The sequence below is a fragment of the Caenispirillum bisanense genome (assembly GCF_900230255.1).
GTDB lineage: Bacteria > Pseudomonadota > Alphaproteobacteria > Rhodospirillales > Rhodospirillaceae > Caenispirillum > Caenispirillum bisanense_A.
Window position 1 is genome coordinate 524,052 of record NZ_OCNJ01000003.1, and the last position, 22,645, is coordinate 546,696.

Consider the following 22,645-nt stretch of genomic DNA (forward strand, 5'->3'; position numbering starts at 1 on the left):
CCGTCAACGCCGCTTGGCGTGGGCCGCCACGTGGGGAGCGATGATCTCGCGGATCTCCCGCCACACCTCTTCGTCCGGTGCGAGAATGATGTGGTCGCCCGCCGTGTCGCCGGGGCGATAGCTGCGCCCGTCGAACAGGCGGGCATAGCCGCCGGCCTCGGCGTGGATGAGCGCGCCGGCGGCGTGGTCCCACGGGTTCAGGCGTCGGCGGAACAGGGCGAAGCCGATGCGGCCGTCGCTCGCCTGCATGTAGTCGTGGGCGGCGCTGCCGGTCTGGCGGGTGCGGATGCCCATGGGCTTGAACAGCTTGGCGTGGGCGTAGCCGGTGGCCCCGGTCAGCCGGCGCAGCGGAGCCGGCTCGCACACCCGGATGCGGCGACCGTCGCACCAACTGCCGGCGCCGCACTCGGCGACGTAGAGGCTGTCGGCCACCGGATCGAGGATCCAGCCGGCGACCGTATCGCCGCCGCGCACCAGCGCCACCATGACGGCGAAGCGGGCGACGCCGTGGGCGAAGTTGCGGGTGCCGTCGACGGGATCGAGCACCCAGACCGGCGCGTCTTCCTGCAGCTTGTCGAGCACGGCGGGGTCGGCGTGCGCCGTTTCCTCGCCCACCACCACCGATCCGGGCAGCAACGCCCGCAGCCGCTCCGCCAGGGCCTTTTCGGCCGCCACGTCGGCGGCGGTCACCAGGTCGCCCGGGTGGCTCTTCTGGCTGATCTCGTGGCTTTCCAGGCTGCGGAAGCGCGGCAGGATCTCGGCCAGCGCCACCTCGCGCATGATGGCGGCGACGGCGTCGGGATCGACGGTTCTGTGGATCGTGGCGGCGGTCATGGTCCCTCTTCTACGGCAACCCGCCGCCGGCGGCAACGGCCGGGCGCACGGGGGGACAACGTCCGTCAGGGGGCATAGAGCTCCCGGTCGGATTGATAGGCGTCCGACAGCAGATCGAGGAGTCGCGCCGCCTCGGCATTGTGGCCGGACTGCTGCATCAGCCATTGCACGACGAAGGCCGAGAAGGCGACCGCCTCGCCCTTGCCGCGCAGCGCGAAGCGGTCGCCCACCTCCTCCAGCCAGGCGTGCACCTGCCCGCGCGCCATGACGTTGAGCTGCTTCTTGACGTAGCGGTTCTTGCGGCGCCAGCGCGTCTGCGATTCGGTGGTGGCCATGCGGCGCCCTCCTGTCTCTCTACTAGTAGAAGACGATCGCACGAGGGCGGTTGCGGGTCTACCGTGTTTCACGGTTTCCCGGCCCGCTGTCTACTAGTAGATGGCTGCAGCGTCAGTCCGGCAGGGTACCGTCGCCCTCGCCCAGCGGCCGCTGCATGAGCACGCTGTCGACCCACCGCCCGAACTTGAACCCCACCGACGGCAACAGGCCGACGCGGACGAAGCCGAGGCTCTCGTGCAGGCCGATGGAGCCGCTGTTGCCGCTGTCGCCGATGACGGCGATCATCTGGCGCAGGCCCATGGCCTCGCAGTGGGCGACGACGGCGGCGAGCAACTGCCGGCCGATGCCCCGCCTGCCCTGCCCCGGCGCCACGTAGACCGAATCCTCCACCGTATGGCGATAGGCCGGCCGCGGCCGGTAGAGCCCGGCATAGGCGTAGCCGACCACGGCCCCGCCCTCGCCGTCCGTCGCCACCAGATAGGGCAGCCCGCGGCCGACGATGTCGGCACGGCGGCGGAGCATTTCCACCTCGTCCGGCGGCACCGTCTCGAACGACGCGATGCCGGTCAGCACGTGGTGGGCATAGATGGCCTGCACCTGCGGCATGTCGGCTTCGGTGGAGGGGCGGACGACGATGGGGGACGGCATGACGGCAGAAGCTCCGCGGCTGGGACCGGCGGCGGGTCTTAGGCCGACGGCCGAGCCCCCTGCAAGGGCCTCTCTGCGCCGAAAGTGCGGGCCGCCCGGCCGGCACACGGCGAAAGTCCTGCCGTCTTAACGGAAGATTAGGGCGATCAGAGGCAGGAATCGATGCGGGCATAGGCACCACGGAAGTACAGCAGCGGCTGCCCGCCGGTCTGGTACTCCATGTGGTGGACGCGCCCGAGGAAGATTTCGTGGTCGCCGCCGTCGGACACGCTCTCGACCGAGCATTCCAGCACGGCGAGGCAGTTGGGGAGAATGGGGGCGCCGGCGACCCCTGTGCGGCATTCCAGCCCGGCGAACTTGTCGTCGCGGCGGCTGGCGAAGCGGATGGAAAGTTCCCGCTGGTCCTCGCGCAGGATGTTGACGGCGAAGGAGCCCGAGCGGAAGGCGTCGATTCCCGAGGTGCGGCGGTCGAGGCAGAACAGAACGAGCGGGGGAGACAGCGACAGGGAGGTGAAGGCGCTGACGGTGACGCCGACGGAGCGGCCGGCCGCGTCGGTGGTGGTCATGACGGCGACCCCGCTGGCAAAACAGCCGAGAGCCTTCTTGTAAGAGCGTTCGTCGATGCTCATCTGCCTGACCCGATAGTTCGGACGGGGATCGCGGGGGCACGACCGGTGTCCTCCGGACTAACATGAATTGCCACACAGGCGCAAAGGTGACTTTGGGGTACCCACGCGGCGGATGAGACTTCCCTTTCGATCGGTCGCATCGCTATAATCGCGCCGCTTTCTGCGGCCCCGGGGCCAACCGCCCGAACTCGCTGGTTTTTCCGACGCGGATGCCGTATCGGCAGAACGCCTGAAGCTCTGAACGGATAGTAGGACCAGAGAATGCTCGTCATCATCGGCACCATCGTCGTCATCCTGAGCGTGATCGGCGGGTACATGGGTGCAGGCGGCCACCTCGGCGTGCTCTGGCAGCCGTTCGAGTTCGTCATCATCTTCGGCGCGGCCTTCGGAAGTTTCATCATCGGCGCACCGAAGCCGATCCTGACGGGCACGATCAAGGCGATCGGCCCCATGCTGCGCGGTCCCAAGTACAACAAGGACAGCTTCCTGGAACTGCTGTCCATGCTGTACTCGGTGTTCAAGCTGGCCAAGACCAAGGGCGACCTGGCGCTGGAAAGCCACGTCGAGAAACCCGACGACAGCCCGCTGTTCCAGCGCTTCCCCAAGTTCGCCGCCGACCACCACAATCTGGCCTTCCTGTGCGACTACCTGCGTCTCCTGACGCTCGGCACCAACAACGCGCACGAGGTCGAGGCCATCATCGACGCGGAAATCGAGGCCCATCACCACCACAACCACGAGATCTCGCACAGCGTGATCAACATGGCGGACGGCATGCCGGCCCTCGGTATCGTCGCGGCGGTGCTGGGCGTCATTCACACCATGGGCTCGATCACCGAGCCGCCGGAGGTGCTCGGTCACCTCATCGGCGCGGCGCTGGTCGGCACCTTCTCGGGCGTGCTGCTGTCCTACGGCTTCTTCGCGCCCTACGGCAAGGCGATGCAGTCGGTGTTCGACAACGAGACGCTCTACCTGCAGTGCATGAAGGCCGGCCTGCTGGCCCACATGCAGGGCTACGCGCCGCAGGTCTCCATCGAGTTCGCCCGCAAGATCCTGCCCGACCACCTCCGTCCGACCTTCCAGCAGCTGGAAGAAACCGTCACCAACCTGCCGACCGAATAAAGTAGCGGACGAGAAAACCGGCCTGCGGGCCGGGTAGAGGAAGCGTCATGGCGGAAGAACGCAACGTCACGATCATCAAGCGGATCAAGAAAGGCGGCGCCGCGCACCACGGCGGCGCCTGGAAGGTGGCCTATGCCGACTTCGTGACCGCGATGATGGCCTTCTTCCTGCTGCTGTGGCTGCTGAACGCGGTGACGGAAGAGCAGCTGCAGGGCATTTCCAACTACTTCAGCCCCGTCACCGTGTCGCAGAGCCCCTCGGGTGCCGGCGGCATGCTGGGCGGCCAGGTGATCGGCGAGGGCGCATCGTCCAACAACAGCGGCTCGCCCATCGCCATGACCCTGCCGCCGCCGACCATCGGCCAGGGCGGCGACGACTTCACCGACCCCAAGGAAGGCCGCACCGACCAGGACGTCGACGACTTCGTCTCCGGCACCCAGGCGAGCAAGGCCGAGGCCGAGCGCCGTCAGGCCGAAGAAATGGGGAAGGTGGAAGACGAGTTGCGCGCCGCCATGCAGTCGGTGCCCGACCTCGCCAAGATGGCGCCCAACCTGGTGGTCGACCAGACTCCGGAAGGCCTGCGCATCCAGATCGTCGACAACGAGGGCCGCAGCATGTTCCCGGCCGGCGGCGCCGGCATGTTCCCGCAGACCAAGGCGCTGCTGGAACTGGTGGCCAACGTGGTCAAGCGCCTGCCCTACCAGATCGCCGTCGACGGCCACACCGACGGCACGCCGTTCAACGACCAGGGCGGATACGGCAACTGGGAACTCTCGGCCGACCGCGCCCTCGCCGCCCGCCGCGTGCTCTCGAACGCCGGCGTGCCGGAGGATCAGGTCAACCGCGTCACCGGCAAGGCGTCGTCGGAGCTTCTGGTCGACGACCAGCCCGACAACCCGCGCAACCGGCGCATCAGCATCATCCTTCTGCGGGATCGCCCGACGGACGAGGCGCCGGCCGAAACCCCCGCCAACGACCGGATGCCGAGCATCATCCGCGGTCGCTGAGGGCCTCGCGGCGCCCCCTGCCCGCCCGCGCGCCGCCAACCGCGGCGACGGCGAGGCCGTTTCTCCGGCAGACGGGGGGACTGGAACGAGCCGCCGCCATGCCCCATAGTGAAGTGACGAAGGCGGGCGCCGGCGGCACGGGCCGCGGCGCCGACCGAAGGAGCGTCAGTCTGCATGGTCATGGACCACCAGTCAGTCAAGCGGCCGCAGTTCTTCTTCACGACCGCGCCCATGCCCTGCCCCTACCTGCCGGGCCGGATGGAGCGCAAGATCGTGACGGAACTGACGCCGCCGGGCGCCGACGCCCTGCACGACGTCCTGTCGCGGGCCGGATTCCGCCGCAGCCACTCCATCGCCTACGCGCCCGCCTGCTCGGGCTGCAATGCCTGCGTGCCGGTGCGCATCGTCACCGCGGAGTTCAGCCAGTCGCGCACCCAGCGCAAGGTGTGGGCCGCCAACCAGGACCTGCACGCGACGCCGGTGCCGGCGCGCGCGACTGCCGAGCAGTACGCGTTGTTCAGCCGCTATCAGGCGGAGCGCCATACCGGCAGCGACATGGCGCTCATGGGCTTCTACGACTATCGCTCCATGGTCGACGAAAGCCCCATCGACACCTGCCTGCTCGAGTTCCGCGACGGTGACGGCGAGTTGAAGGCCGTGTGCCTGACCGACCGCATGACCGACGGCCTCTCTGCGGTCTACAGCTTCTTCGACCCGCGCCTGACCGACCGCAGCCTCGGCACCCACATGGTGCTGTGGCTGGTGGCGGAGGCGCGGCGCCTCGGCCTGCCCTACGTCTATCTCGGGTACTGGATTCGCGACAGCCGCAAGATGGCTTACAAGATCCGCTTCCGGCCGCTCGAAGGCTTCACCAGTCAGGGGTGGCGGCGGATCGATGAAACGTTCGTTCCGGAAACTCCGGCCGACCGTTAGCCAAACCCGACCCGGGGCGTTGCACATTCGGCTAAATCGCTTATACTTCCGCAACTTGATTGCGGGAGGTCGCATGGCATCTTGAACCCTTACAACCCCGGCGCCATGTAGCCCCGGGACGGTTCGACCGGTGCCTGTGGATCATTTAATTCAATCAAATGCGTCGAAGGGAAACATCCATGAAGCGTCGTGAGTTCATCAAGGGCGTCGTGCCCGCCGCCGCCGGTCTCGCCGCCGCCTCGGGCCTCGCCGCCCCGGCGATCGCGCAGAACAAGCGCGAGCTGAAGATGGTGACGGCCTGGCCGAAGAACTTCCCGGGCATGGGCGTCGGGGCCGAGCGTCTCGCCAAGCGCATCACCGAAGCGACCGACGGCCAGTTGTCGGTGCGCGTGTTCGCCGCCGGCGAACTGGTGCCGCCGTTCGAGATCTTCGACGCCGTTTCCTCCGGCACGGCCGAGATGTACCACGGCGCCGAGTACTACTGGCCCGGCAAGTCGCCGGCCTTCAACTTCTTCTCCGCCGTTCCCTTCGGCCTCACCGCCGCCGAGAACAACGCCTGGATCTACCACGGCGGCGGCCAGGAACTGTGGGACGAGCTGTCGGCCAAGTTCAACGTGAAGGCCATGCTGGTCGGCAACACCGGCGTCCAGATGGGCGGCTGGTTCAACCGCGAGATCAACACGCTCGAGGACCTCAAGGGTCTGAAGATGCGCATTCCGGGCCTCGGCGGTGAAGTGCTGCGTCGCCTGGGCGCCTCCACCCTGTCGCTGCCGGGCGGTGAGATCTACCCGGCCCTGCAGTCGGGCGCCATCGACGCGACCGAGTGGGTCGGCCCCTGGAACGACCTGGCCTTCGGCTTCCACAAGATCGCCAAGTTCTACTACTACCCGGGCTTCCACGAGCCGGGCACGTCGTTCTCCGTCGGCTTCAACAAGGGCGCGTGGGAAGGCTTCACGCCGGCGCAGCGCCAGATCCTGCAGAACGCCGCCGCCGCCGAGAACGACTACATGCTCGCCGAGTTCAACGCCCGCAACGGCGCCGCGCTCAAGACCCTGGTCAACGAGCACAAGGTGCAGCTGCGCAAGTTCTCCGACGACGTCATGAAGGAAATCGGCCGGGTGTCCGGCGAGACCATCGCCGAACTGGCCGCCGGCAACGAGGACGTGAAGAAGGTCTACGACAGCTTCATCGACTTCCGCGCCAACGCGAAGGAGTGGGCCAACATCTCCGAGAACGCCTACTTCGACTCGCGCAACCTGGACTACAAGTACACGAAGTAAGCGCGACAGCGTCCATCACCGGCCTGCGCCTCCTCCGGGGCGCAGGCCGCCGTATTTGAGGGCGGCGGAAGGCCCTGCTCTTCCGCGACGGCCGGGACTCCGGCTAGACTGCCAGCGCATCCCGGGTTCGGGACCTCTTCCACCGCATAGCGCGAGAGTGCCACCGTGCAGGCTCTGTATCTACTGGCGCGGGCCATCGACCGCACCAACAGCATCATCGGCAAGCTCATGGCCTGGCTGACGCTGGGCATGGTGCTGGTGCAGTTCACCGTCGTGGTGCTGCGCTACGTCTTCGGCCTCGGCTTCATCTGGATGCAGGAAAGCATCCTCTACATGCACAGCCTGGTGTTCCTGGTGGGCGCCGGCTATACGCTGCTGAAGGAAGGGCACGTCCGCGTCGACATCTTCTACCGCGGCGCGACGGTGCGGAAGAAGGCGATGGTCGACCTCGCGGGCGTCCTGCTGCTTCTGTTCCCCTTCTGCATTCTCGTCTGGTACGTCGCCCTGCCCTACGTGATGAACTCCTGGGCGGTGTTCGAAGGCTCCAAGGAGACCAGCGGCATCCAGGGCGTCTATCTGCTGAAGACGACGATCCTGGCCTTCACCGTGCTGGTGGCCCTGCAGGGCCTCGCCATGGCGATCAAGTCGGGCCTCGTGCTCGCCGGCGTCATCGACGACCACGGCGACACCACCGTCCCTGCCCACGAACGTACCGGCGGAGCCCACTGACATGGCCACCATGCTGGAAAAGGAAGTCTTCGCCGGGCTCATGTTCCTCGGCACGGTCATCGTGCTGCTGTTCGGCTTCCCGGTCGCCTTCACCCTGGGCGGCGTGGCGCTGCTGTTCGGCATCGCCGGCTGGTTCTACGGCGCCTTCGACATGGCCTTCGTGGCCGCCATGCCGCAGCGCATCTACGGCAGCATGACCAACGACGTGCTGATCGCGGTGCCGCTGTTTGTGTTCATGGGCATCATGCTCGAACGCTCCAAGGTCGCCGAGGAACTGCTGGAGAGCATGGGCAAGCTGTTCGGCCCCATGCGCGGCGGCCTCGGCATCTCGGTCACCATCGTCGGCGCGCTGCTGGCGGCCTCCACCGGCATCGTCGGCGCCACCGTGGTGACCATGGGCCTCCTGTCGCTGCCGACCATGATGCGCCGCGGCTACGACCCCAAGCTCGCCTGCGGCACCATCTGCGCCGCCGGCACGCTCGGCCAGATCATCCCGCCGTCCATCGTGCTGGTGCTGCTCGGCGACCAGATCTCCAACGCCTACCAGGACGCCCAGCGCGCCCTCGGCAACTGGTCGCCGGAGCCGGTGTCGGTCGGTGACCTGTTCGCCGGCGCGCTGATCCCGGGCCTGATGCTGGTCGGGCTCTACATCGTCTACCAGCTGATCGTCGCCCTGCTCCGCCCCAACGCCTCGCCGGCGATTCCGGCCGAGGAACGGGTCGGCGGCGACTCGGGCGGCGGCTGGAGCACGCTGCTGCACGCCCTGATCCCGCCGGTGGTGCTCATCATCGCCGTGCTCGGGTCCATCCTCGGCGGCGTCGCGACGCCGACCGAAGCGGCCGCCGTGGGTGCCGTCGGCGCCGTGCTGCTGGCCGGCCAGCGCCTGACGGATGGTCCGGCGTGGTCCATCTACGCCGCCACCGGCGCGCTGGTGCTGGTGCTGGTGCTGACGTCCTTCATGGACCTGCGCGTCGCCCGCAACGAGATCCCGGCCGGCGACTGGGTGGGCATCGTAGTCGCCATGATCTGCTGCGCCGCCATCGCCTGGGGCCTGATCGCCAGCCTGAAGAAGGTGTGGGACAACAACACCCTGATGGAGGTGATGTCGTCCACCCTGTCGGTGACGTCCATGGTGTTCATCATCATCGTCGGCGCCGGCCTGTTCTCGCTGGTGTTCCGCGGCTTCGGCGGCGACGACATGGTGCACGAGTTCCTCACCAACCTGCCGGGCGGGGTGTTCACCGCCATGCTGGTGGTGATGCTGGTGATGTTCGTCCTCGGCTTCTTCCTCGACTTCATCGAGATCGTCTTCGTGGTCGTGCCCATCGTCGGCCCGATCCTGCTGAAGATGGACATCAACCCGGTGTGGCTCGGCGTCATGATGGCCATGAACCTGCAGACGTCGTTCCTGACGCCGCCCTTCGGCTTCGCGCTGTTCTACCTGCGCGGCGTCGCCCCGCCGAGCATCACCACCGGTCACATCTACAAAGGCATCATTCCCTTCGTGATCATCCAGGTGCTGGCGCTGGGCATCCTCGCCCTGTTCCCCGAGCTGGCGACCTGGCTGCCCAAGGTGATCTTCGGCTGAGGCCGACGGCACCCGCCGGCAACGAGAAAGGCCCCGGAGCATGTGCTCCGGGGCCTTTTCTCTTGCGGGGTACGGGGTCGGCGGGATCAGCCGGTGAAGCGGCCCGAACGGGGGAAGCCGGCCGGCGGCAGCTTGCCGCTGGAGGCCCGCTTGCCGATCCACGGCGTCAGGTCGGTTTCCGTGCGGGTCTTCTCGCCGAGGCGCCACGACAGGCCGTCGGCCGCCTTGAACAGCATGAGGTCACGCAGGCCGCCGTCCTTGTACTTCTGCAGGATGACGCCGCGCCCGCGGGCCATCTCCGGCACTTCCTCCAGGGCGAAGACCAGCAGCTTGCGGTTGTCGCCGACCACGGCGACGCTGTCCTGCCCTTCCTCCACCGGCACCACGTGGGTAGCGCGTTCCTTGTCGGCGACGTTGAGGATCTGCTTGCCGGCGCGGGTCTGGGCGACGACGTCGTCCTCGGCCACCAGGAAGCCGCGGCCGCCGTCGGAAGCGAGCAGCAGCTTGCGGCCGGGCACGTAGACCAGCATGGCGACGATGTCGCTGTCGTTGGGCAGGTCGACCATCAGGCGCACCGGCTCGCCGAAGCCGCGGCCGCGCGGCACGCGGTCGCCGGTGACGGTGTAGAAGCGCCCGTTGCTGCCCAGGATGAGGATCTTGTCCGTGGTCTGGGCGTGCAGGGTCATCTTGAGGGCATCGCCCTCCTTGAACTTGGTGGTGTCGTCGCCGGTGACGGCGTTGTGGCCCTTCACGGCGCGCAGCCAGCCCTTCTCCGACAGGATGAGGGTGATGGGCTCGCGCTCCACCAGCGCCTCCAGCGGCACCACCACGGCGGACGGCGCATCGCCGATTTCGGTGCGGCGGCGGCCGAGGGCGGTATGCTGGCCGAACTTCTTCTTGGTGTCGCGGATCTGGTCGGCGATGGTCTTCCAGCGCACGCCCTCGTCGTTGAGCAGGGTGATGATGTCCGCCTTCTCGCCCGACAGGCTGTCGTGCTCGCGGCGGATCTCCATCTCCTCCAGCTTGCGCAAGGACCGCAGGCGCATGTTGAGGATGGCTTCCGCCTGCACGTCTGTGAGGCCGAAGACGCGCATCAGCTCCTGCTTGGGCTCGTCCTCCTCGCGGATGATGCGGATCACCTCGTCGAGGTTCAGGTAGGCGACGAGGTAGCCTTCCAGGACTTCCAGGCGGTGGTTGATCTTGTCCAGCCGGTGGCGGCTGCGGCGCACCAGCACCTCGTGCCGGTGGTCGAGGAAGGCGCGCAGCACCTCCTTCAGCGACATGACGCGCGGCACATTCTCGCCGTCGAGCACGTTCATGTTGAGGCCGAACCGGATCTCCAGGTCGGTCTGCTTGAACAGGTGCTCCATGAGCACGTCGGGGTCGACGGTGCGCGACCGCGGCTCCAGCACCACGCGCACGTCTTCCGCCGACTCGTCGCGCACGTCGCCGAGGATCGGCAGCTTCTTCTGGTTCAGCAGCTCCGCGATGCGCTCGATGAGCTTGGACTTCTGGACCTGGTAGGGGATCTCGGTGATGACGATGTGCCACAGGCCGTGGGACAGCTTCTCCACCTCCCACCGCGCCCGCAGGCGGAAGCCGCCGCGGCCGGTGGCATAGGCCTCGCGGATGGCCTCGGCCGTCTCCACCAGCACGCCGCCGGTCGGGAAGTCGGGGCCCTTAACATAGGCCAGCAGGTCGATGGTCTCGGCGTCCGGCTTCTTGATGAGGTGCAGCAGCGCGTCGCACAGCTCGCCGGCGTTGTGCGGCGGGATGTTGGTGGCCATGCCGACGGCGATGCCCGAGGCGCCGTTGGCCAGCAGGTTGGGGAAGGCGGCCGGCAGGACCACCGGTTCCTCTTCCTCGCCGTCGTAGGTGGAGCGGAAGTCGACCGCGTTCTCGTCCAGCCCGTCGAGCAGGGCGATGGCGACCTCGGTCAGGCGCGCTTCCGTGTAGCGCATGGCCGCCGGGTTGTCGCCGTCGATGTTGCCGAAGTTGCCCTGCCCTTCGACCAGCGGATAGCGAACGGCGAATTCCTGCGCGAGGCGCACCATGGCCTCGTAGACGGCGCTGTCGCCGTGCGGGTGGTACTTACCGATGACGTCGCCGACCACGCGGGCGCATTTCTTGAAACCGGCGTTGGGGTCGAGCTTCAGCTGCCGCATGGCGAACAGCAGGCGGCGGTGCACCGGCTTCAGGCCGTCGCGCACGTCGGGCAGCGAGCGCGAGACGATGGTCGACAGCGCATAGGCGAGGTACCGCTCGCTCAGCGCCTTCTCCAGCGGTTCGACGCGGATGTCCTCGGGTTTCGCGGGCTTGGTGGTCATCGGCAGGTACTGTTTCCCGGTGTTTCTGGGGCGTTGGGCGCAAAATATAGGCTATCGGCCCGCCATGCGGTCAAGAAATCGTGCCCGCGCCCCCGGCACCGGCCGGTCCAGCGCCGGGAACAGGCGGCGCTCCAGGAAGTAGCCGGACAGCCGGAGGCCCTGGCGCACCGCCTCGGCGTCGGGCTCGACCCCGGACTCCGCCGCCGCGCCCAGCAGGAAGGGCGGCAGCGGCAGCAAGCGGTCGGCGTAGGCGGCACCGGCGGCGCGGCTGACGGCGCGGCCCGAACGCGGGCTGACCCAGGCGAGATCCTCCGTCGCGCCGGTGGCGGCGCATTCCGACAGGTCGAGGCCGTACCCGAGTTCGGCCATGAGCACCAGTTCCCACCGCACGTAAAGCGGCGGCCAGCCGTCGTCGCGCACCAGGGCGTCGGTGAGCAGGCGCAGGCCTTCGAACAGCAGGGGGTGCGGCTCGCGCTCCGGCAGGGCGGTTTCGGCCAGGGCGCAGGCGGCCGCCAGGCAGGCGAGCCGGGTGCGGTCGCCGAGTAGCCCGGCGGCACGGGCGTCGAGCAGTTCGCCGGTGAAGGTGCCGAGGTGTTCTTCCAGCCGCCCGCGCCAGGTGGCGTCGACGCGGTTGCCCGGCTGCCACAGGCCGCGCGAGCCTTTGCCGGCGGCGCCGCGCACCAGCGCGCCGTGGCGGCCGTGGTCGCGGGTGAGCAGGTGGACGACGGCGCTGGTCTCGCCGTGGCGGCGGGCCGTCAGCACGATGCCCTCGTCCCGCCATTCCACCGCGGCGGCCCTAGAGCACGCCGAGCGCCAGGGCGCCCAGGCCGAGGATCATGGCCGATACCCCACCGACGGTGAGCAGCGCCTCGGCCCCGCGTTGCGCCTTGGTGGCGGCGAGGCCGGCGCGGGCGAGGCGCTCGCGCATGACGATCAGCGCCCCGAGCAGCAGCACCCCGAGGCCGAGGAACATGACCCCGGCCGCCAGATGATACGGGTTCAGAACGCTGCCGCCCATGGGACCGCCCTCGCCTCGCCGTCCCTGCCCTTACGAGTCGAAGTCCAGGCCCCACTCGGCGTAAGTGTCGCGCCGCTCGGCCCAGTCTTCCTTGACCTTCACGTGCAGGAACAGGTGCACGCGACGCTCCAGCAGCGCCTCCAGTTCCTCGCGGGAGGCGGCGCCGATGGCCTTGATCTGCCGGCCCTGCTTGCCGAGCACGATGGAACGCTGGCTTTCGCGCATGACGAAGATGGTCTGGTCGATGCGCACAGACCCGTCCTTGCGCTCCTCCCAGCCCTCGGTGTGGATGGTCACGGCGTAGGGCAGTTCCTGGTGCAGGTTGAGGAACAGCTTCTCGCGGGTGATTTCCGCCGCCAGCAGGCGCTGCGGCAGGTCGGAGATTTCGTCCTCGGGGAACAGCCACGGGCTTTCCGGCATGCGCTTGGCGAGCAGGCGCACCAGATCCTTCACGCCGCTGCCGGTCAGCGCCGAGATCATGAAGACCTCGGAGAACACGCTGGTCTCGTAGAGTTCCTGGGCCAGGGCGAGCAGCTTCGGCCGCTCGATGGCGTCCACCTTGTTGAGCGCCAGGATCGCCTGCCGCTTGGTGCGGCCGAGGCCGTCGACGATGCGCTTCACGTCGTCGCTGAAGCCGCGGCGACTGTCGACCACCAGCAGCACCTGGTCGGCATCCTGCGCGCCGTTCCAGGCGGCGGAGACCATGGCGCGTTCCATGCGCTTCTTCGGCTCGAAGATGCCCGGGGTGTCGACGAAGATGAGCTGCGTCTGCCCCTTCATGGCGATGCCGCGCACGATGGAGCGCGTGGTCTGCACCTTGGGCGAGACGATGGTCACCTTGGCGCCGACGATGGTGTTGACCAGCGTCGACTTGCCCGCGTTGGGGGCGCCGAGCACGGCGATGAAGCCGGCCCGGGTCGGGCCCTCGGCGTCTTCCTCGTCGTCGGCCTCGCCGTCCTCGTCTTCGCCGTCGAAGTCCTCGTCGTCCTCGAAGTCCTCGTCCTCGTCGCCGAGGTCGTATTCGAGGTCGCCGTCCAGGACGTCGTCCTCGGGTTCGCGGGCGTCTTCGGAAGCCGCGTCGGCTTCGGTGGGCGCCGCGGGGGCGTCCTCGGGGCGGCGGCCGTCCGGGGTATCGTCGTCGGTCATGCTGTCTTCGTCACCTTGTCGAGCAGCGCCTCGGCGGCCATCTGTTCCGCCTTGCGCTTGGAAGTACCGGTACCGGTGGCCGGCGCCACCCCGTCGACGGCCACCTCCACCACGAAATGCGGCTCGTGCGCCGGTCCGACGGTTTCCACCGTACGGTAGACCGGCAGCGGCTTGCCCTGCCCCTGCGCCCATTCCTGCAGGGCGGTCTTGGCGTCCTTGGGCGGCTTCAGCTCCGCTTCCATGAGCGGCGTGAAGCGCCGTTCCACGAACCGACGGGCGGCTTCGATGCCGCCATCCAGATATAGGGCGCCGATGACCGCTTCGCAGATGTCGGCCTTGAGGCTCGCCGAATTGCGCGACCCCGCCTCCTCCTCGCCGCGCGACAGGCTCACGTGGGCGCCGAGGTCGAGGCCGTCGGCCACCACCACCAGAGCCTCCTTGCGCACCAGGGCGGCGTGCCGGCGGGCGAGTTGGCCTTCGGCTTCCGTCGGGTAGCGGGCCAGCAGCATGTCGGCGACGATCAGGCCGAGCACCCGGTCGCCGAGGAACTCCAGCCGCTCGTAGCCCACCGGGAACGGCCCGCCGCCGCTGCGATGGGCCAGCGCCTCCGCCAGCAGGCGGGGATTGCCGAAGGTGTGGCCGAGGGCCGCTTCCAGCCGCGCCCGGTCGGGCGTGGAACCGCTTGCCGCCATCGGTCAGCCCACCGCGTCGAAGAACCGCGACCAGCGGATGGAGCCCGGCCACTTCCAGAGCTCCCAGATGCGCGCCGTGCCGTCGGTGGAGAAGAACAGCACCTCGGCGCGGCCGACGAAGTTCTCGAAGGGCACGAAGCCGACATTGCCGCGGCTGTCGTCGGAATTGTCGCGGTTGTCGCCCATCATGAAATAATGCCCGTCGGGCACCACGAACTCGCGCGTGTCGTCGGACATGCGGTCGTCGCCCATCTCGATGATGCGGTGCTGGGTGCCGCCCGGCAGCGTCTCGATGTACTGGGCGAAGCGCCGGGTGTTGCCCAGCGGGTCACGCTCCACGTAGTCCTCGATGCGCTCGCGCGGCACCACCTCGCCGTTGATGACCAGGCGGCCGGCCTGCATCTGGATGCGGTCGCCGGGCAGGCCGACGACGCGCTTGATGTAGTCGGTCTTGTTGTCGCGCGGGAACTTGAACACCGCCACGTCGCCGCGCTGCGGCTCGTCCGCCAGCACGCGCCCGTCGAACGGCGGCATGCCGAAGGGGAAGCTGTAGCGGCTGTAGCCGTAGGAGTACTTGGAGACGAACAGATAGTCGCCGATGAGGAGACTCGGGATCATGGACCCCGAGGGAATGTTGAAAGGCTCGAAGGCCACCGTGCGCACGACGACGGCGATCAGGACGGCGTAGATGACCGTGCGGATCGTCTCGCCGAAGCCGCCCGACTTCTTCTTCTCGCTGAACAAGTGCCTTCACCTTGTTGATTAACAAAGGAATTTCGAACAAACACGAAAATCGCAACCGCCGCGATCAAAGCGCCGGATGCGGGCCATGTCAAGGCGCACCGCCGATCAGGCCTTGTCGGCCGGCACGGCGGTGATGATCACCATGGCTTCGGCGATAGGATATTCGTCGGTGAGCGTCAAGTTGATCTGCGCCCTCATGCCCGGCGGCGTGATTTCCTTCAGCCGTTCGGCGGCCCCGCCGGTGAGCACGACCGTCGGCTGGCCGCTCGGCAGGTTGACCACCCCCATGTCGCGCCAGTAGACGCCGCGCCGGAAGCCGGTGCCGAGGGCCTTGGAGGCGGCCTCCTTGGCGGCGTAGCGCTTGGCGTAGGTGCCGGCGTACTGCTTGCCGGCGCCCTTGCGGCGTTCGGCCTTGGCGATTTCCGTGTCGGTGAAGATGCGGCGGATGAACCGCTCGCCGAAGCGCTCCAGCGTCTGCTCGATGCGGCGGATGTCGATGAGGTCGGAACCGAGGCCGATGATCATCGCGGGTGTCCTCCGTGTTCGGGATGGGCGGGCGTCACGGTCACTTCTCCGCCTCGCGGGCCGTACCCTGCCCGCCCGTGAGGGCGGCGAGGCGTTCCAGGCGGCGCATGGTGCGCAGGCGGTCGTAGGACGCCAGCACGCGCTTGATGGGCAGGTAGAACAGCAACCACGTCACCACCGCCCACGGCAGCGAGCCGACGAACATGGGCCACCACACCGGCCACACGCCCTGCATGAGCAGCGGCCCGTCCAGCGTGACCACGCCCTGCCACAACGCATGGAACAGGTCGGCGAAGTCCAAGTGATGCACCGATTGCGCCTGGCCGCCCAGCAGGAAGTTGCCGGTGTGCCAGCTCGCCACCCAGATGAAGGGGAAGGTCCAGGGGTTGCCGACCACCGTGCCGATGGCGGATGCGATGATGTTCCCGCGGAGCGCCCAGGCGAGGGCCGCCGCCAGCAGGAAGTGGAAGCCCACCATGGGCAGGATCGACACCGCCGCACCGCAGGCGAAGCCGGCGGCGATGGCGCCCGCCGACCCCTGCAGGCGGTAGAGCTTCAGGGCATAGAGGCGGCCCGACCGCCGCCAGCCGAGGCGCGGCCAGAAGAAGTCCCGCATCTTGAGGATGAACGTCTTGGGGACGCGGCGCTTGAACATCGGAGGCGGCAGGGTCTCGGGGCCGGGCGGGACGCCGCTGGGCTCGCGCCGGCGGCGGGGTGACGGGGGTAGGCTTGCTCGCTAGGCCCGTACGGTCGGCGGTGGCGGCTCGACGCGCCGCCCCCGCTCCGCCGAAGCTCGATTATTGCCGCGCCCGCTCCACGGTGTTCACCGCGGCGTTGGCGCGGAGCGCCGCGATGATGTTGGTCAGGTGTTTCACGTCCCGCACTTCGATGTCCATCAGCATGTCGAAGAAATCGGTGGTGCGGTTTAGGATCTTCAGGTTGGTGATGTTGCCGAGGTTCTTGGCGATCACCGTCGACAGGGTGCCGAGGGTGCCCGGCTCGTTGGCCACCACCATCTTGACGCGGCCGATGTGGGTGCGCGCCCCGCTCTCGCCTTCCCAGGCGAGGTCGAGCCAGCGTTCCGGCTCGTCGGAGAACTGCTCCAGCTGGTCGCAGTCGATGGTGTGGATGGTGACGCCGCGCCCGGTGGTGACGATGCCGACGATGCGGTCGCCGGGCAGCGGATGGCAGCAACGGGCGTAGTGCACCGCCATGCCGGGGATCAGGCCCTTGATGTGCAGCGCGCCGATGCCGACCGCCTTGGGCTCGCGGTCCATGGGCCGGTGTTCGGCCGGCGACGGGTGGCTCCGCTTGCGGCGGAAGAACTGCACCACGTTCTCGATGCGCGACTGCTTGACGCCGGGATAGACCGCCGTCAGCACTTCCTGCGCCGTGTGGGTGCCCTCGCCTACGATGGCGTGCAGGTCTTCCACCGAATCGGCCTTGAAGCGGCGCAACACGCCCTCCAGGCCCTTTTCCGTCAGGTCGTAGCCTTCGTGCTTGAAGGTCCGCTGCAGCAGCTGGCGGCCCAGTTCCACGTACTGGGCGCGGGCCTGGCTGCGGATGAAGCGGCGGATGCGGGCGCGCGCCTTGCCGGTGGCGACGAACCGCTCCCATTCTGGCGACGGCGTCTGCGCCTTGGACGTGATGACGTCCACCTGGTCGCCGTTCTTCAGCACCGTGCGCAGTGGCACCATGCGGCCGTTGACCTTGGCGCCGACGCAGGTGTCGCCGACCTGGGTGTGGACCGCATAGGCGAAGTCCACCGGGCAGGCGCCCGACGGCAGGGCGATGAGGTCGCCCTTGGGCGTGAAGCAGAACACCTGGTCCTGGAACATCTCGAGCTTGGTGTGCTCGAGGAACTCCTCGGGACCGGAGGCGTGCTCCAGGATCTCCAGCAGTTCGCGCAGCCAGCGGTACTGGCGGCCTTCCATGTTGGGCGAACTGCCCTGCTTGTAGGACCAGTGCGCCGCCACGCCCAGCTCGGCGATCTCGTGCATCTGGCGGGTGCGGATCTGCACCTCGATGCGGTGCTTCTCCGGCCCGATGATGCCCGTGTGCAGCGACTTGTAGCCGTTGGGCTTGGGGGTCGAGATGTAGTCCTTGAACCGCCCCGGAACCATCGGGTACGAGCCGTGGATCACGCCGAGCGCGCGGTAGCAGTCCTCGACGCTGTCGACGATGACGCGGAAGGCCATGATGTCGGACAACTGCTCGAAGGCCACGTCCTTCATCTGCATCTTGCGCCAGATGCTGTAGGGCGTCTTCTCGCGGCCCGACAGTTCGACACTGTCGAGCCCGTTCTCCTTCAGGACCTTGTTCAGCTCGTCCAGGATGCGCGTGACCAGATCGCCACCCTGCTCGCGCAGGTACTTGAGGCGGGTCATGATGGACTCGCGCGCGTCCGGGTGCAGCTCGGCGAAGGCGCGGTCTTCGAGCTCCATCTTCCACGCATCCATGCCGATGCGTTCGGCGAGCGGCGCGTAGATCTCCATGGTCTCGGCGGCGATGCGCTGGCGCTTCTCCGGCTTCTTGATGTAGTGGAGCGTGCGCATGTTGTGCAGCCGGTCGGCCAGCTTGACCAGCAGCACGCGGATGTCCTCGGACATGGCGAGCAGCAGCTTGCGGAAGTTCTCCGCCTGCTTGGCCGAATCCGAGGTCAGTTCGATGCGGGTGAGCTTGGTGACGCCGTCCACCAGACGCGCGACCTGCGGCCCGAAGAGCTTCTCGATCTCTTCGAGGGTGGCCGGCGTGTCCTCGATGGTGTCGTGCAGCAGCGCCGTGATGATGGAGGCGCTGTCCAGCTTGTAGTCGGTGAGGATGCCGGCGACTTCGACGGGGTGGGAGAAATAGGGGTCGCCCGAGGCCCGCAACTGCGAGCCGTGCATCTTCATGGCGAAGACGTAGGCGCGGTTCAGCGCGTCTTCGTCCGCCTGCGGGTCGTAGGAACCGACCCGCTCCACCAGTTCGAATTGGCGCATCATGGCGAAATACCCTCCGCCATGCCGGCGGCACCACCGAGAGCCGGAATGCTGCCGGTGAGGGGTCGGGCCGAAGCCCTATGTCGGGTGCACCCCTCGTGCGCCATCATCACCTCCGGACGGGACTCAGAGCTCCTCGTCCGCTTCGTCGTCGGTCGCGCCCTCGGTGTCGTCGATGGCCTCTTCGGCGCCCATGTCCTCGGCGGAGAGGGCGTCGGACTCTTCGTCCAGCGTCGAGCTCTCTTCCTCGATGGTCAGGGCGTCGGCATCGATTTCCTCGAGCTCGGAGGCGTCACCGAGTTCCGAAGACAGCTGGCGGGCTTCGAGCTGCTCGAACTCGTCCTCTTCCAGCTCGTCGACCTCGACGTGGCGCTGCAGGCTCTGAATGACCCCGTTGCGCAGCGGCTCGGTCTGGACGGTCTCGTCGGCGATCTCGCGCAGGGCCACGACGGGGTTCTTGTCGTTGTCGCGGTCCACGGTCAGCGGCGCGCCGGCGGTGACGTCACGCGCCCGCTGGGCGGCGAGCAGCACGAGCTCGAAGCGGTTGGGAACCCTGAGGACGCAGTCTTCGACGGTAACGCGGGCCATCGAGCACTCCAAAAACACGAAGGACGGAAAGGAAGCAGACTATATATGGGGCGGCAGCGGCGAAGGCAAGGAATTATGGGGCTTTCACAAGCCCGGCGGGCGCGTCGGACAGGCGCTCGCAGCTCTCGACGTCGGCCCGCGGCAGGGCGGCGAGCAGGTCGGGAAGGGCCCTGCCCGTCCGCGGATCGACCCAATCCGGCGCCACGTCGCGCAGCGGCAGCAGCACGAAGGCCCGGTCGGCGAGACGCGGGTGCGGCACCACGACGTTGCCGTCCATCACCACGGCGCCGTGCGCCACCAGGTCGAGGTCGAGCGGACGGGCGGCGTTGGCGACGCTGCGCACGCGCCCGAAGTCGGCCTCCACCGAATGCAGGCAGGCCAGCAGCTCCACCGGGCCGAGCGCCGTCGTCACCCGCGCCACGGCGTTGACGTAGTCCGGCTGGTCCGAGCCCGGCGGCCACGGCGGCGTGCGGTAGAAGGCCGAGCAGGCCGCCACCGCCACCCCCCGTTCGGAGAGGGCGGCCAGGGCGGCCCGCAGGGTATCCATGGGGCCGCCGAAGCGGCTGGGCAGGTTGGCGCCCAGCGCGACGAGGATCGGGCGATCGGGAGTCAACGCAACTCCTCCTGGAAACGTATGCAGCTTGGGGAGGTGCCGTCTTGCGCCGCCCGGGTCGCGACCTTACCCTCAGGGCACGGCTGCGGTTGAACGACCGGCGCCGTGGCTCGCGGAATAATGGCGCGGGCCATGAATGTTCTCCATTTCGTCCGCTGCGGCGGACCGTCGATTGGCGACGAAGTCATTTCAGAAGGATTGCCGACAATGATCTTTTACCCGTCGGAACGCATAGCCTTGTTCATAGACGGCTCCAACCTCTATGCCGCGGCGCGCTCGCTGGGCTTCGACATCGACTACAAGCGCCTGCTGGAGCTGTTCGCCGCCAAGGGGCGGCTCATTCGCGCCTTCTACTACACCGCTCTCGTGGAAGACCAGGAGTATTCGCCGATCCGCCCCCTGGTCGACTGGCTGGACTACAACGGCTACACCATGGTTACCAAGCCGACCAAGGAATTCACCGACGCCGCCGGCCGCCGCAAGATCAAGGGCAACATGGACATCGAGCTGGCCATCGACGTCATGGAGATGGCCGAGCACGTCGATCACATCGTGCTGTTCTCGGGCGACGGCGATTTCCGCCGCCTGGTGGAGGCGGTGCAGCGCAAGGGCGTGCGGGTGACGGTGGTGTCCACGGTGCGGTCGCAGCCGCCCATGGTGGCCGACGAATTGCGCCGCCAGGCCGACAACTTCGTGGAGCTGCTGGACCTCGAAGCCTCCATCAGCCGCATCGTGCCGCACCGCCAGCAGCAGGCGGTCTCTCCGCCAGTCGTTGGATCAGCTCGAGGACAGGCTGACGACTGATCCAATATCTGAGGGTGGTTATTGTGCTCGAAGCAGTGTGCGCGACAACTCATGAGGCGGCGGTTACGCCGCCTCGCCCTGCAGCCGCGGCATTCACAACTCAAGTGAAAGGAGCCGTGTCAATCAGTGAGGCGCGGCGCAAGGCTGTGATTCCTGTGGTACAAGTATAGTGTCGAGGACCTCATAAATTCGCGCATCACCAAAAGATTTTTCTATCCACGCATCATAACCAGTCCGCCCATCGCTTTCGGGGCCATGCGCCGAAAAAATAATAAACTTGCTTCTCATGCCTGTCATCTTCATGGTTTTCATCATCACGATACCATCCATATCAGGCATACGCATATCCAAAATAACTGCAAGATATTCCGTGCCCACAGCAGATACCAATGCGCCCTTACCTCGATCGTAATGAACGACCTCAACGGGATAGCGATCAGTAATTATCTTTGCGAGAGCCTTTCCGACCAAAGGGTGATCGTCGACAATAAGCACCTTACCAATCGGATTATCAGCGTTCTTGAATGAATTTTCTCGCCCTCCCACGCATTGTCCGGGCGTATAGCGAAGCAAAAGCTTATGCACACTGGAAAGAGCTGCTTCAAGTCGAGCGACAGCGCCACTGTAGTCACCCTGAAGCAAACGATCCTCTGCCTCATTAACTAAACCAGTGAGATGTTCGCACCCTGCCATCACAGGCACCTCGCCCACCCGTCTTAGTAGTTCCGCAAATTTTTTCAGGGTGGCACGCCTGTTCTGACGACGCAGTAGCCACCGAGATTCTGATCTGTAGGGCAAGTCAGCCGTCTTGCGATAAGCAGCAACGGCTATCGCCCACGGCTCATTCTGCGGAAACGCAAGCTCCGGAGGAAGCACTCTCTCGACTTTCAGATGCCGTGCACCGTCAAAGCTGAGCATTACGATTAAGTCGTCATAATTCAGTGGCAAAAAAGAAAATGAGGCCTCAAACATGAGCGGATGCGCCTCAATCTCTCTGTAAATGAACTCTAAAATATCATCCTTCTGCAGCTTCATAATAATAATGTCATTTTCGCACATCCAGAGAAATGATATTTTCCACTCGCAGCCCTCCTCCGATGCGAGCTTATCTGCCGATTCGTCCGTAATGCTGTCAGAAAACCCACCGCTGACGGGCTGAGCGTCAAGATCCACCGATAAATCGCGGAATTTGAAACTTCTAAGAGGCTGTTTGAAAAAGGCTTGAGCGCCTGAGGCGGGGATGATTCAAGCTGTCGATGTGGAACACATCGACGCGCAGCCGCATGGCGGCCATTGAAAAGAAGACGAAACGGTATCCCAGCGACCTGACCGATGAGGAATGGGGCGCGCTGGAGCCTTTTCTGCCGCAGCCTTCGGGGCGTGGGCGCAAGCGGACGACCGATTTGCGCGAGGTGGTGAACGCCTTGCGCTACATGGTTCGGTCCGGTTGCGAGTGGCGGATGTTGCCGGTCCATTTCCCACCGTGGCAGACGGTCTATTGGTGGTTCCGGCGTTTTGTGCGTTCTCTGCTGTTTCGCACCATCCATGACGTGGCGCTGATGATCGACCGCGAGCGCGCCGGACGGGAGGCCAGCCCGACGGCAGGCGTCATCGACAGCCAGACCATCAAAGCCCCGATGGCTGACAAGCGCGGTTACGACGCGGGAAAGAAGATCGTCGGTCGCAAGCGGCACATCGCGGTGGACACAGATGGGCGGCTGCTCGCCGTTAACCTGACCACGGCAGATATTTCCGACAGCGCCGGGGCAATGCCTATCCTCGACGCCATCCGCAAGCGCTGGCCGTGGGTGAAGCACTTCTTCGCTGATGGCGCTTACGACCGCCGCAAGCTGCTCGACAAGGCCGCCTTCCTCGATTTCGTCGTCGAGGTCGTGCGCCGCTCCGACACCGATCCTGGGTTCAAGGTCATCCCGCGTCGCTGGGTGGTTGAGCGTAGCATCGGCTGGCTGACCCGGTACCGCCGCCTCGTCCGCGATTACGAGCAACGTATCGACGTGTCCGAGGCAATGATCTTCCTCGCAATGGGCAACCTACTCGTCCGCAGGATCTGCCACCCCTGACATTCTCAAACGGACTCTAA

General features: G+C 66.8%; 24 protein-coding genes. 8 read left to right on the forward strand and 16 right to left on the reverse strand.

What is annotated here, in order from left to right; translation table 11 throughout:
• Nucleotides 1-3: 3 nt before the first annotated feature.
• The 4 genes from CRP50_RS09655 to CRP50_RS09670 form a co-directional block, all read right to left on the reverse strand.
• The gene (locus CRP50_RS09655) at nucleotides 4-834 is read right to left on the reverse strand and encodes an inositol monophosphatase family protein (RefSeq protein WP_097278924.1); all 831 of its coding nucleotides are present in this window, start codon (nucleotides 832-834) and stop codon (nucleotides 4-6) included.
• A gap of 65 nt (nucleotides 835-899) precedes the next feature.
• Nucleotides 900-1,169, reverse strand: a complete 270-nt coding sequence (locus CRP50_RS09660) for a hypothetical protein (protein WP_097278925.1) — start codon at nucleotides 1,167-1,169, stop codon at nucleotides 900-902.
• Between the two features lie 112 nt (nucleotides 1,170-1,281).
• A complete protein-coding gene (locus CRP50_RS09665) occupies nucleotides 1,282-1,818 on the reverse strand; it encodes a GNAT family N-acetyltransferase (RefSeq protein WP_097278926.1) in 537 nt (178 codons plus the stop codon).
• A gap of 146 nt (nucleotides 1,819-1,964) precedes the next feature.
• Nucleotides 1,965-2,447 (reverse strand): flavin reductase family protein, encoded by a 483-nt coding sequence (locus CRP50_RS09670; protein ID WP_097278927.1) that lies wholly within the window; start codon nucleotides 2,445-2,447, stop codon nucleotides 1,965-1,967.
• A 261-nt stretch (nucleotides 2,448-2,708) separates the two neighbouring features.
• Here CRP50_RS09670 and motA point away from each other — a divergent pair, with 261 nt between their 5' ends.
• The 6 genes from motA to CRP50_RS09700 all read left to right on the forward strand — a co-directional run bounded on the left by motA (nucleotide 2,709) and on the right by CRP50_RS09700 (nucleotide 9,106).
• Nucleotides 2,709-3,569, forward strand: coding sequence for a flagellar motor stator protein MotA (motA, locus tag CRP50_RS09675; RefSeq protein ID WP_097278928.1), 861 nt, complete (start codon nucleotides 2,709-2,711; stop codon nucleotides 3,567-3,569).
• A gap of 47 nt (nucleotides 3,570-3,616) precedes the next feature.
• Nucleotides 3,617-4,576 (forward strand): flagellar motor protein MotB, encoded by a 960-nt coding sequence (locus CRP50_RS09680; RefSeq protein ID WP_097278929.1) that lies wholly within the window; start codon nucleotides 3,617-3,619, stop codon nucleotides 4,574-4,576.
• 180 nt (nucleotides 4,577-4,756) lie between these two features.
• Nucleotides 4,757-5,509: an arginyltransferase gene (locus CRP50_RS09685; protein ID WP_097278980.1), complete on the forward strand. Its 753-nt coding sequence runs from the start codon at nucleotides 4,757-4,759 to the stop codon at nucleotides 5,507-5,509.
• 179 nt (nucleotides 5,510-5,688) lie between these two features.
• A complete protein-coding gene (locus CRP50_RS09690) occupies nucleotides 5,689-6,789 on the forward strand; it encodes a TRAP transporter substrate-binding protein (RefSeq protein ID WP_097278930.1) in 1,101 nt (366 codons plus the stop codon).
• A gap of 165 nt (nucleotides 6,790-6,954) precedes the next feature.
• Nucleotides 6,955-7,518, forward strand: coding sequence for a TRAP transporter small permease subunit (locus tag CRP50_RS09695; protein WP_097278931.1), 564 nt, complete (start codon nucleotides 6,955-6,957; stop codon nucleotides 7,516-7,518).
• A gap of 1 nt (nucleotide 7,519) precedes the next feature.
• Nucleotides 7,520-9,106: a TRAP transporter large permease gene (locus tag CRP50_RS09700; protein WP_097278932.1), complete on the forward strand. Its 1,587-nt coding sequence runs from the start codon at nucleotides 7,520-7,522 to the stop codon at nucleotides 9,104-9,106.
• Nucleotides 9,107-9,192: 86 nt separating this feature from the next.
• Here the strand turns inward: CRP50_RS09700 and parC are convergent, their stop codons facing one another.
• From parC to folK, 11 genes are all read right to left on the reverse strand, one after another.
• Nucleotides 9,193-11,433 carry a DNA topoisomerase IV subunit A gene (parC, locus tag CRP50_RS09705; protein WP_097278933.1) on the reverse strand — a complete coding sequence of 747 codons (2,241 nt, stop codon included), beginning with the start codon at nucleotides 11,431-11,433 and terminating at the stop codon, nucleotides 9,193-9,195.
• Between the two features lie 51 nt (nucleotides 11,434-11,484).
• A complete protein-coding gene (recO, locus tag CRP50_RS09710) occupies nucleotides 11,485-12,219 on the reverse strand; it encodes a DNA repair protein RecO (RefSeq protein WP_097278934.1) in 735 nt (244 codons plus the stop codon).
• Between the two features lie 10 nt (nucleotides 12,220-12,229).
• Nucleotides 12,230-12,451: a hypothetical protein gene (locus CRP50_RS09715; RefSeq protein WP_097278935.1), complete on the reverse strand. Its 222-nt coding sequence runs from the start codon at nucleotides 12,449-12,451 to the stop codon at nucleotides 12,230-12,232.
• 30 nt (nucleotides 12,452-12,481) lie between these two features.
• A complete protein-coding gene (era, locus tag CRP50_RS09720) occupies nucleotides 12,482-13,597 on the reverse strand; it encodes a GTPase Era (RefSeq protein ID WP_097278936.1) in 1,116 nt (371 codons plus the stop codon).
• The gene (gene rnc, locus CRP50_RS09725) at nucleotides 13,594-14,289 is read right to left on the reverse strand and encodes a ribonuclease III (protein ID WP_097278937.1); all 696 of its coding nucleotides are present in this window, start codon (nucleotides 14,287-14,289) and stop codon (nucleotides 13,594-13,596) included. The genes era and rnc overlap by 4 nt, the downstream gene beginning before the upstream one ends.
• A 3-nt stretch (nucleotides 14,290-14,292) precedes the next feature.
• Complete coding sequence (lepB, locus tag CRP50_RS09730; protein WP_097278938.1) at nucleotides 14,293-15,033, reverse strand: signal peptidase I; 741 nt, start codon at nucleotides 15,031-15,033, stop codon at nucleotides 14,293-14,295.
• Nucleotides 15,034-15,138: 105 nt separating this feature from the next.
• Nucleotides 15,139-15,558, reverse strand: a complete 420-nt coding sequence (acpS, locus tag CRP50_RS09735) for a holo-ACP synthase (RefSeq protein WP_097278939.1) — start codon at nucleotides 15,556-15,558, stop codon at nucleotides 15,139-15,141.
• 40 nt (nucleotides 15,559-15,598) lie between these two features.
• Complete coding sequence (locus CRP50_RS09740; protein WP_097278940.1) at nucleotides 15,599-16,213, reverse strand: DUF2062 domain-containing protein; 615 nt, start codon at nucleotides 16,211-16,213, stop codon at nucleotides 15,599-15,601.
• Nucleotides 16,214-16,355: 142 nt separating this feature from the next.
• On the reverse strand, nucleotides 16,356-18,542 hold the full coding sequence (locus CRP50_RS09745) for a RelA/SpoT family protein (RefSeq protein ID WP_097278941.1): 2,187 nt from the start codon (nucleotides 18,540-18,542) through the stop codon (nucleotides 16,356-16,358).
• 123 nt (nucleotides 18,543-18,665) lie between these two features.
• Nucleotides 18,666-19,127: a DNA-directed RNA polymerase subunit omega gene (rpoZ, locus tag CRP50_RS09750; RefSeq protein WP_097278942.1), complete on the reverse strand. Its 462-nt coding sequence runs from the start codon at nucleotides 19,125-19,127 to the stop codon at nucleotides 18,666-18,668.
• A gap of 73 nt (nucleotides 19,128-19,200) precedes the next feature.
• Nucleotides 19,201-19,740 (reverse strand): 2-amino-4-hydroxy-6-hydroxymethyldihydropteridine diphosphokinase, encoded by a 540-nt coding sequence (folK, locus tag CRP50_RS09755; protein WP_097278943.1) that lies wholly within the window; start codon nucleotides 19,738-19,740, stop codon nucleotides 19,201-19,203.
• A 207-nt stretch (nucleotides 19,741-19,947) separates the two neighbouring features.
• Here folK and CRP50_RS09760 point away from each other — a divergent pair, with 207 nt between their 5' ends.
• The gene (locus CRP50_RS09760; protein WP_097278944.1) at nucleotides 19,948-20,544 is read left to right on the forward strand and encodes an NYN domain-containing protein; all 597 of its coding nucleotides are present in this window, start codon (nucleotides 19,948-19,950) and stop codon (nucleotides 20,542-20,544) included.
• Between the two features lie 123 nt (nucleotides 20,545-20,667).
• Here CRP50_RS09760 and CRP50_RS09765 read toward each other — a convergent pair whose 3' ends face one another.
• On the reverse strand, nucleotides 20,668-21,717 hold the full coding sequence (locus CRP50_RS09765; RefSeq protein WP_141415100.1) for a response regulator: 1,050 nt from the start codon (nucleotides 21,715-21,717) through the stop codon (nucleotides 20,668-20,670).
• Between the two features lie 83 nt (nucleotides 21,718-21,800).
• Here CRP50_RS09765 and CRP50_RS09770 point away from each other — a divergent pair, with 83 nt between their 5' ends.
• Complete coding sequence (locus tag CRP50_RS09770) at nucleotides 21,801-22,625, forward strand: IS5 family transposase (protein WP_097278946.1); 825 nt, start codon at nucleotides 21,801-21,803, stop codon at nucleotides 22,623-22,625.
• Nucleotides 22,626-22,645 lie beyond the last annotated feature (20 nt).

Bases quoted from the DNA above. Each gene is read 5' to 3' on its own strand.
- CRP50_RS09655 (WP_097278924.1), bottom strand. From the start codon at position 834: ATGACCGCCGCCACGATCCACAGAACCGTCGATCCCGACGCCGTCGCC.
- era (WP_097278936.1), bottom strand. From the start codon at position 13,597: ATGACCGACGACGATACCCCGGACGGCCGCCGCCCCGAGGACGCCCCC.
- parC (WP_097278933.1), bottom strand. From the start codon at position 11,433: ATGACCACCAAGCCCGCGAAACCCGAGGACATCCGCGTCGAACCGCTG.
- rpoZ (WP_097278942.1), bottom strand. From the start codon at position 19,127: ATGGCCCGCGTTACCGTCGAAGACTGCGTCCTCAGGGTTCCCAACCGC.
- CRP50_RS09665 (WP_097278926.1), bottom strand. From the start codon at position 1,818: ATGCCGTCCCCCATCGTCGTCCGCCCCTCCACCGAAGCCGACATGCCG.
- CRP50_RS09715 (WP_097278935.1), bottom strand. From the start codon at position 12,451: ATGGGCGGCAGCGTTCTGAACCCGTATCATCTGGCGGCCGGGGTCATG.
- CRP50_RS09685 (WP_097278980.1), top strand. From the start codon at position 4,757: ATGGACCACCAGTCAGTCAAGCGGCCGCAGTTCTTCTTCACGACCGCG.
- CRP50_RS09745 (WP_097278941.1), bottom strand. From the start codon at position 18,542: ATGATGCGCCAATTCGAACTGGTGGAGCGGGTCGGTTCCTACGACCCG.
- rnc (WP_097278937.1), bottom strand. From the start codon at position 14,289: ATGGCGGCAAGCGGTTCCACGCCCGACCGGGCGCGGCTGGAAGCGGCC.
- CRP50_RS09700 (WP_097278932.1), top strand. From the start codon at position 7,520: ATGGCCACCATGCTGGAAAAGGAAGTCTTCGCCGGGCTCATGTTCCTC.
- motA (WP_097278928.1), top strand. From the start codon at position 2,709: ATGCTCGTCATCATCGGCACCATCGTCGTCATCCTGAGCGTGATCGGC.
- CRP50_RS09740 (WP_097278940.1), bottom strand. From the start codon at position 16,213: ATGTTCAAGCGCCGCGTCCCCAAGACGTTCATCCTCAAGATGCGGGAC.
- CRP50_RS09760 (WP_097278944.1), top strand. From the start codon at position 19,948: ATGATCTTTTACCCGTCGGAACGCATAGCCTTGTTCATAGACGGCTCC.
- CRP50_RS09660 (WP_097278925.1), bottom strand. From the start codon at position 1,169: ATGGCCACCACCGAATCGCAGACGCGCTGGCGCCGCAAGAACCGCTAC.
- CRP50_RS09680 (WP_097278929.1), top strand. From the start codon at position 3,617: ATGGCGGAAGAACGCAACGTCACGATCATCAAGCGGATCAAGAAAGGC.
- CRP50_RS09690 (WP_097278930.1), top strand. From the start codon at position 5,689: ATGAAGCGTCGTGAGTTCATCAAGGGCGTCGTGCCCGCCGCCGCCGGT.
- CRP50_RS09770 (WP_097278946.1), top strand. From the start codon at position 21,801: ATGTGGAACACATCGACGCGCAGCCGCATGGCGGCCATTGAAAAGAAG.
- CRP50_RS09670 (WP_097278927.1), bottom strand. From the start codon at position 2,447: ATGAGCATCGACGAACGCTCTTACAAGAAGGCTCTCGGCTGTTTTGCC.
- acpS (WP_097278939.1), bottom strand. From the start codon at position 15,558: ATGATCATCGGCCTCGGTTCCGACCTCATCGACATCCGCCGCATCGAG.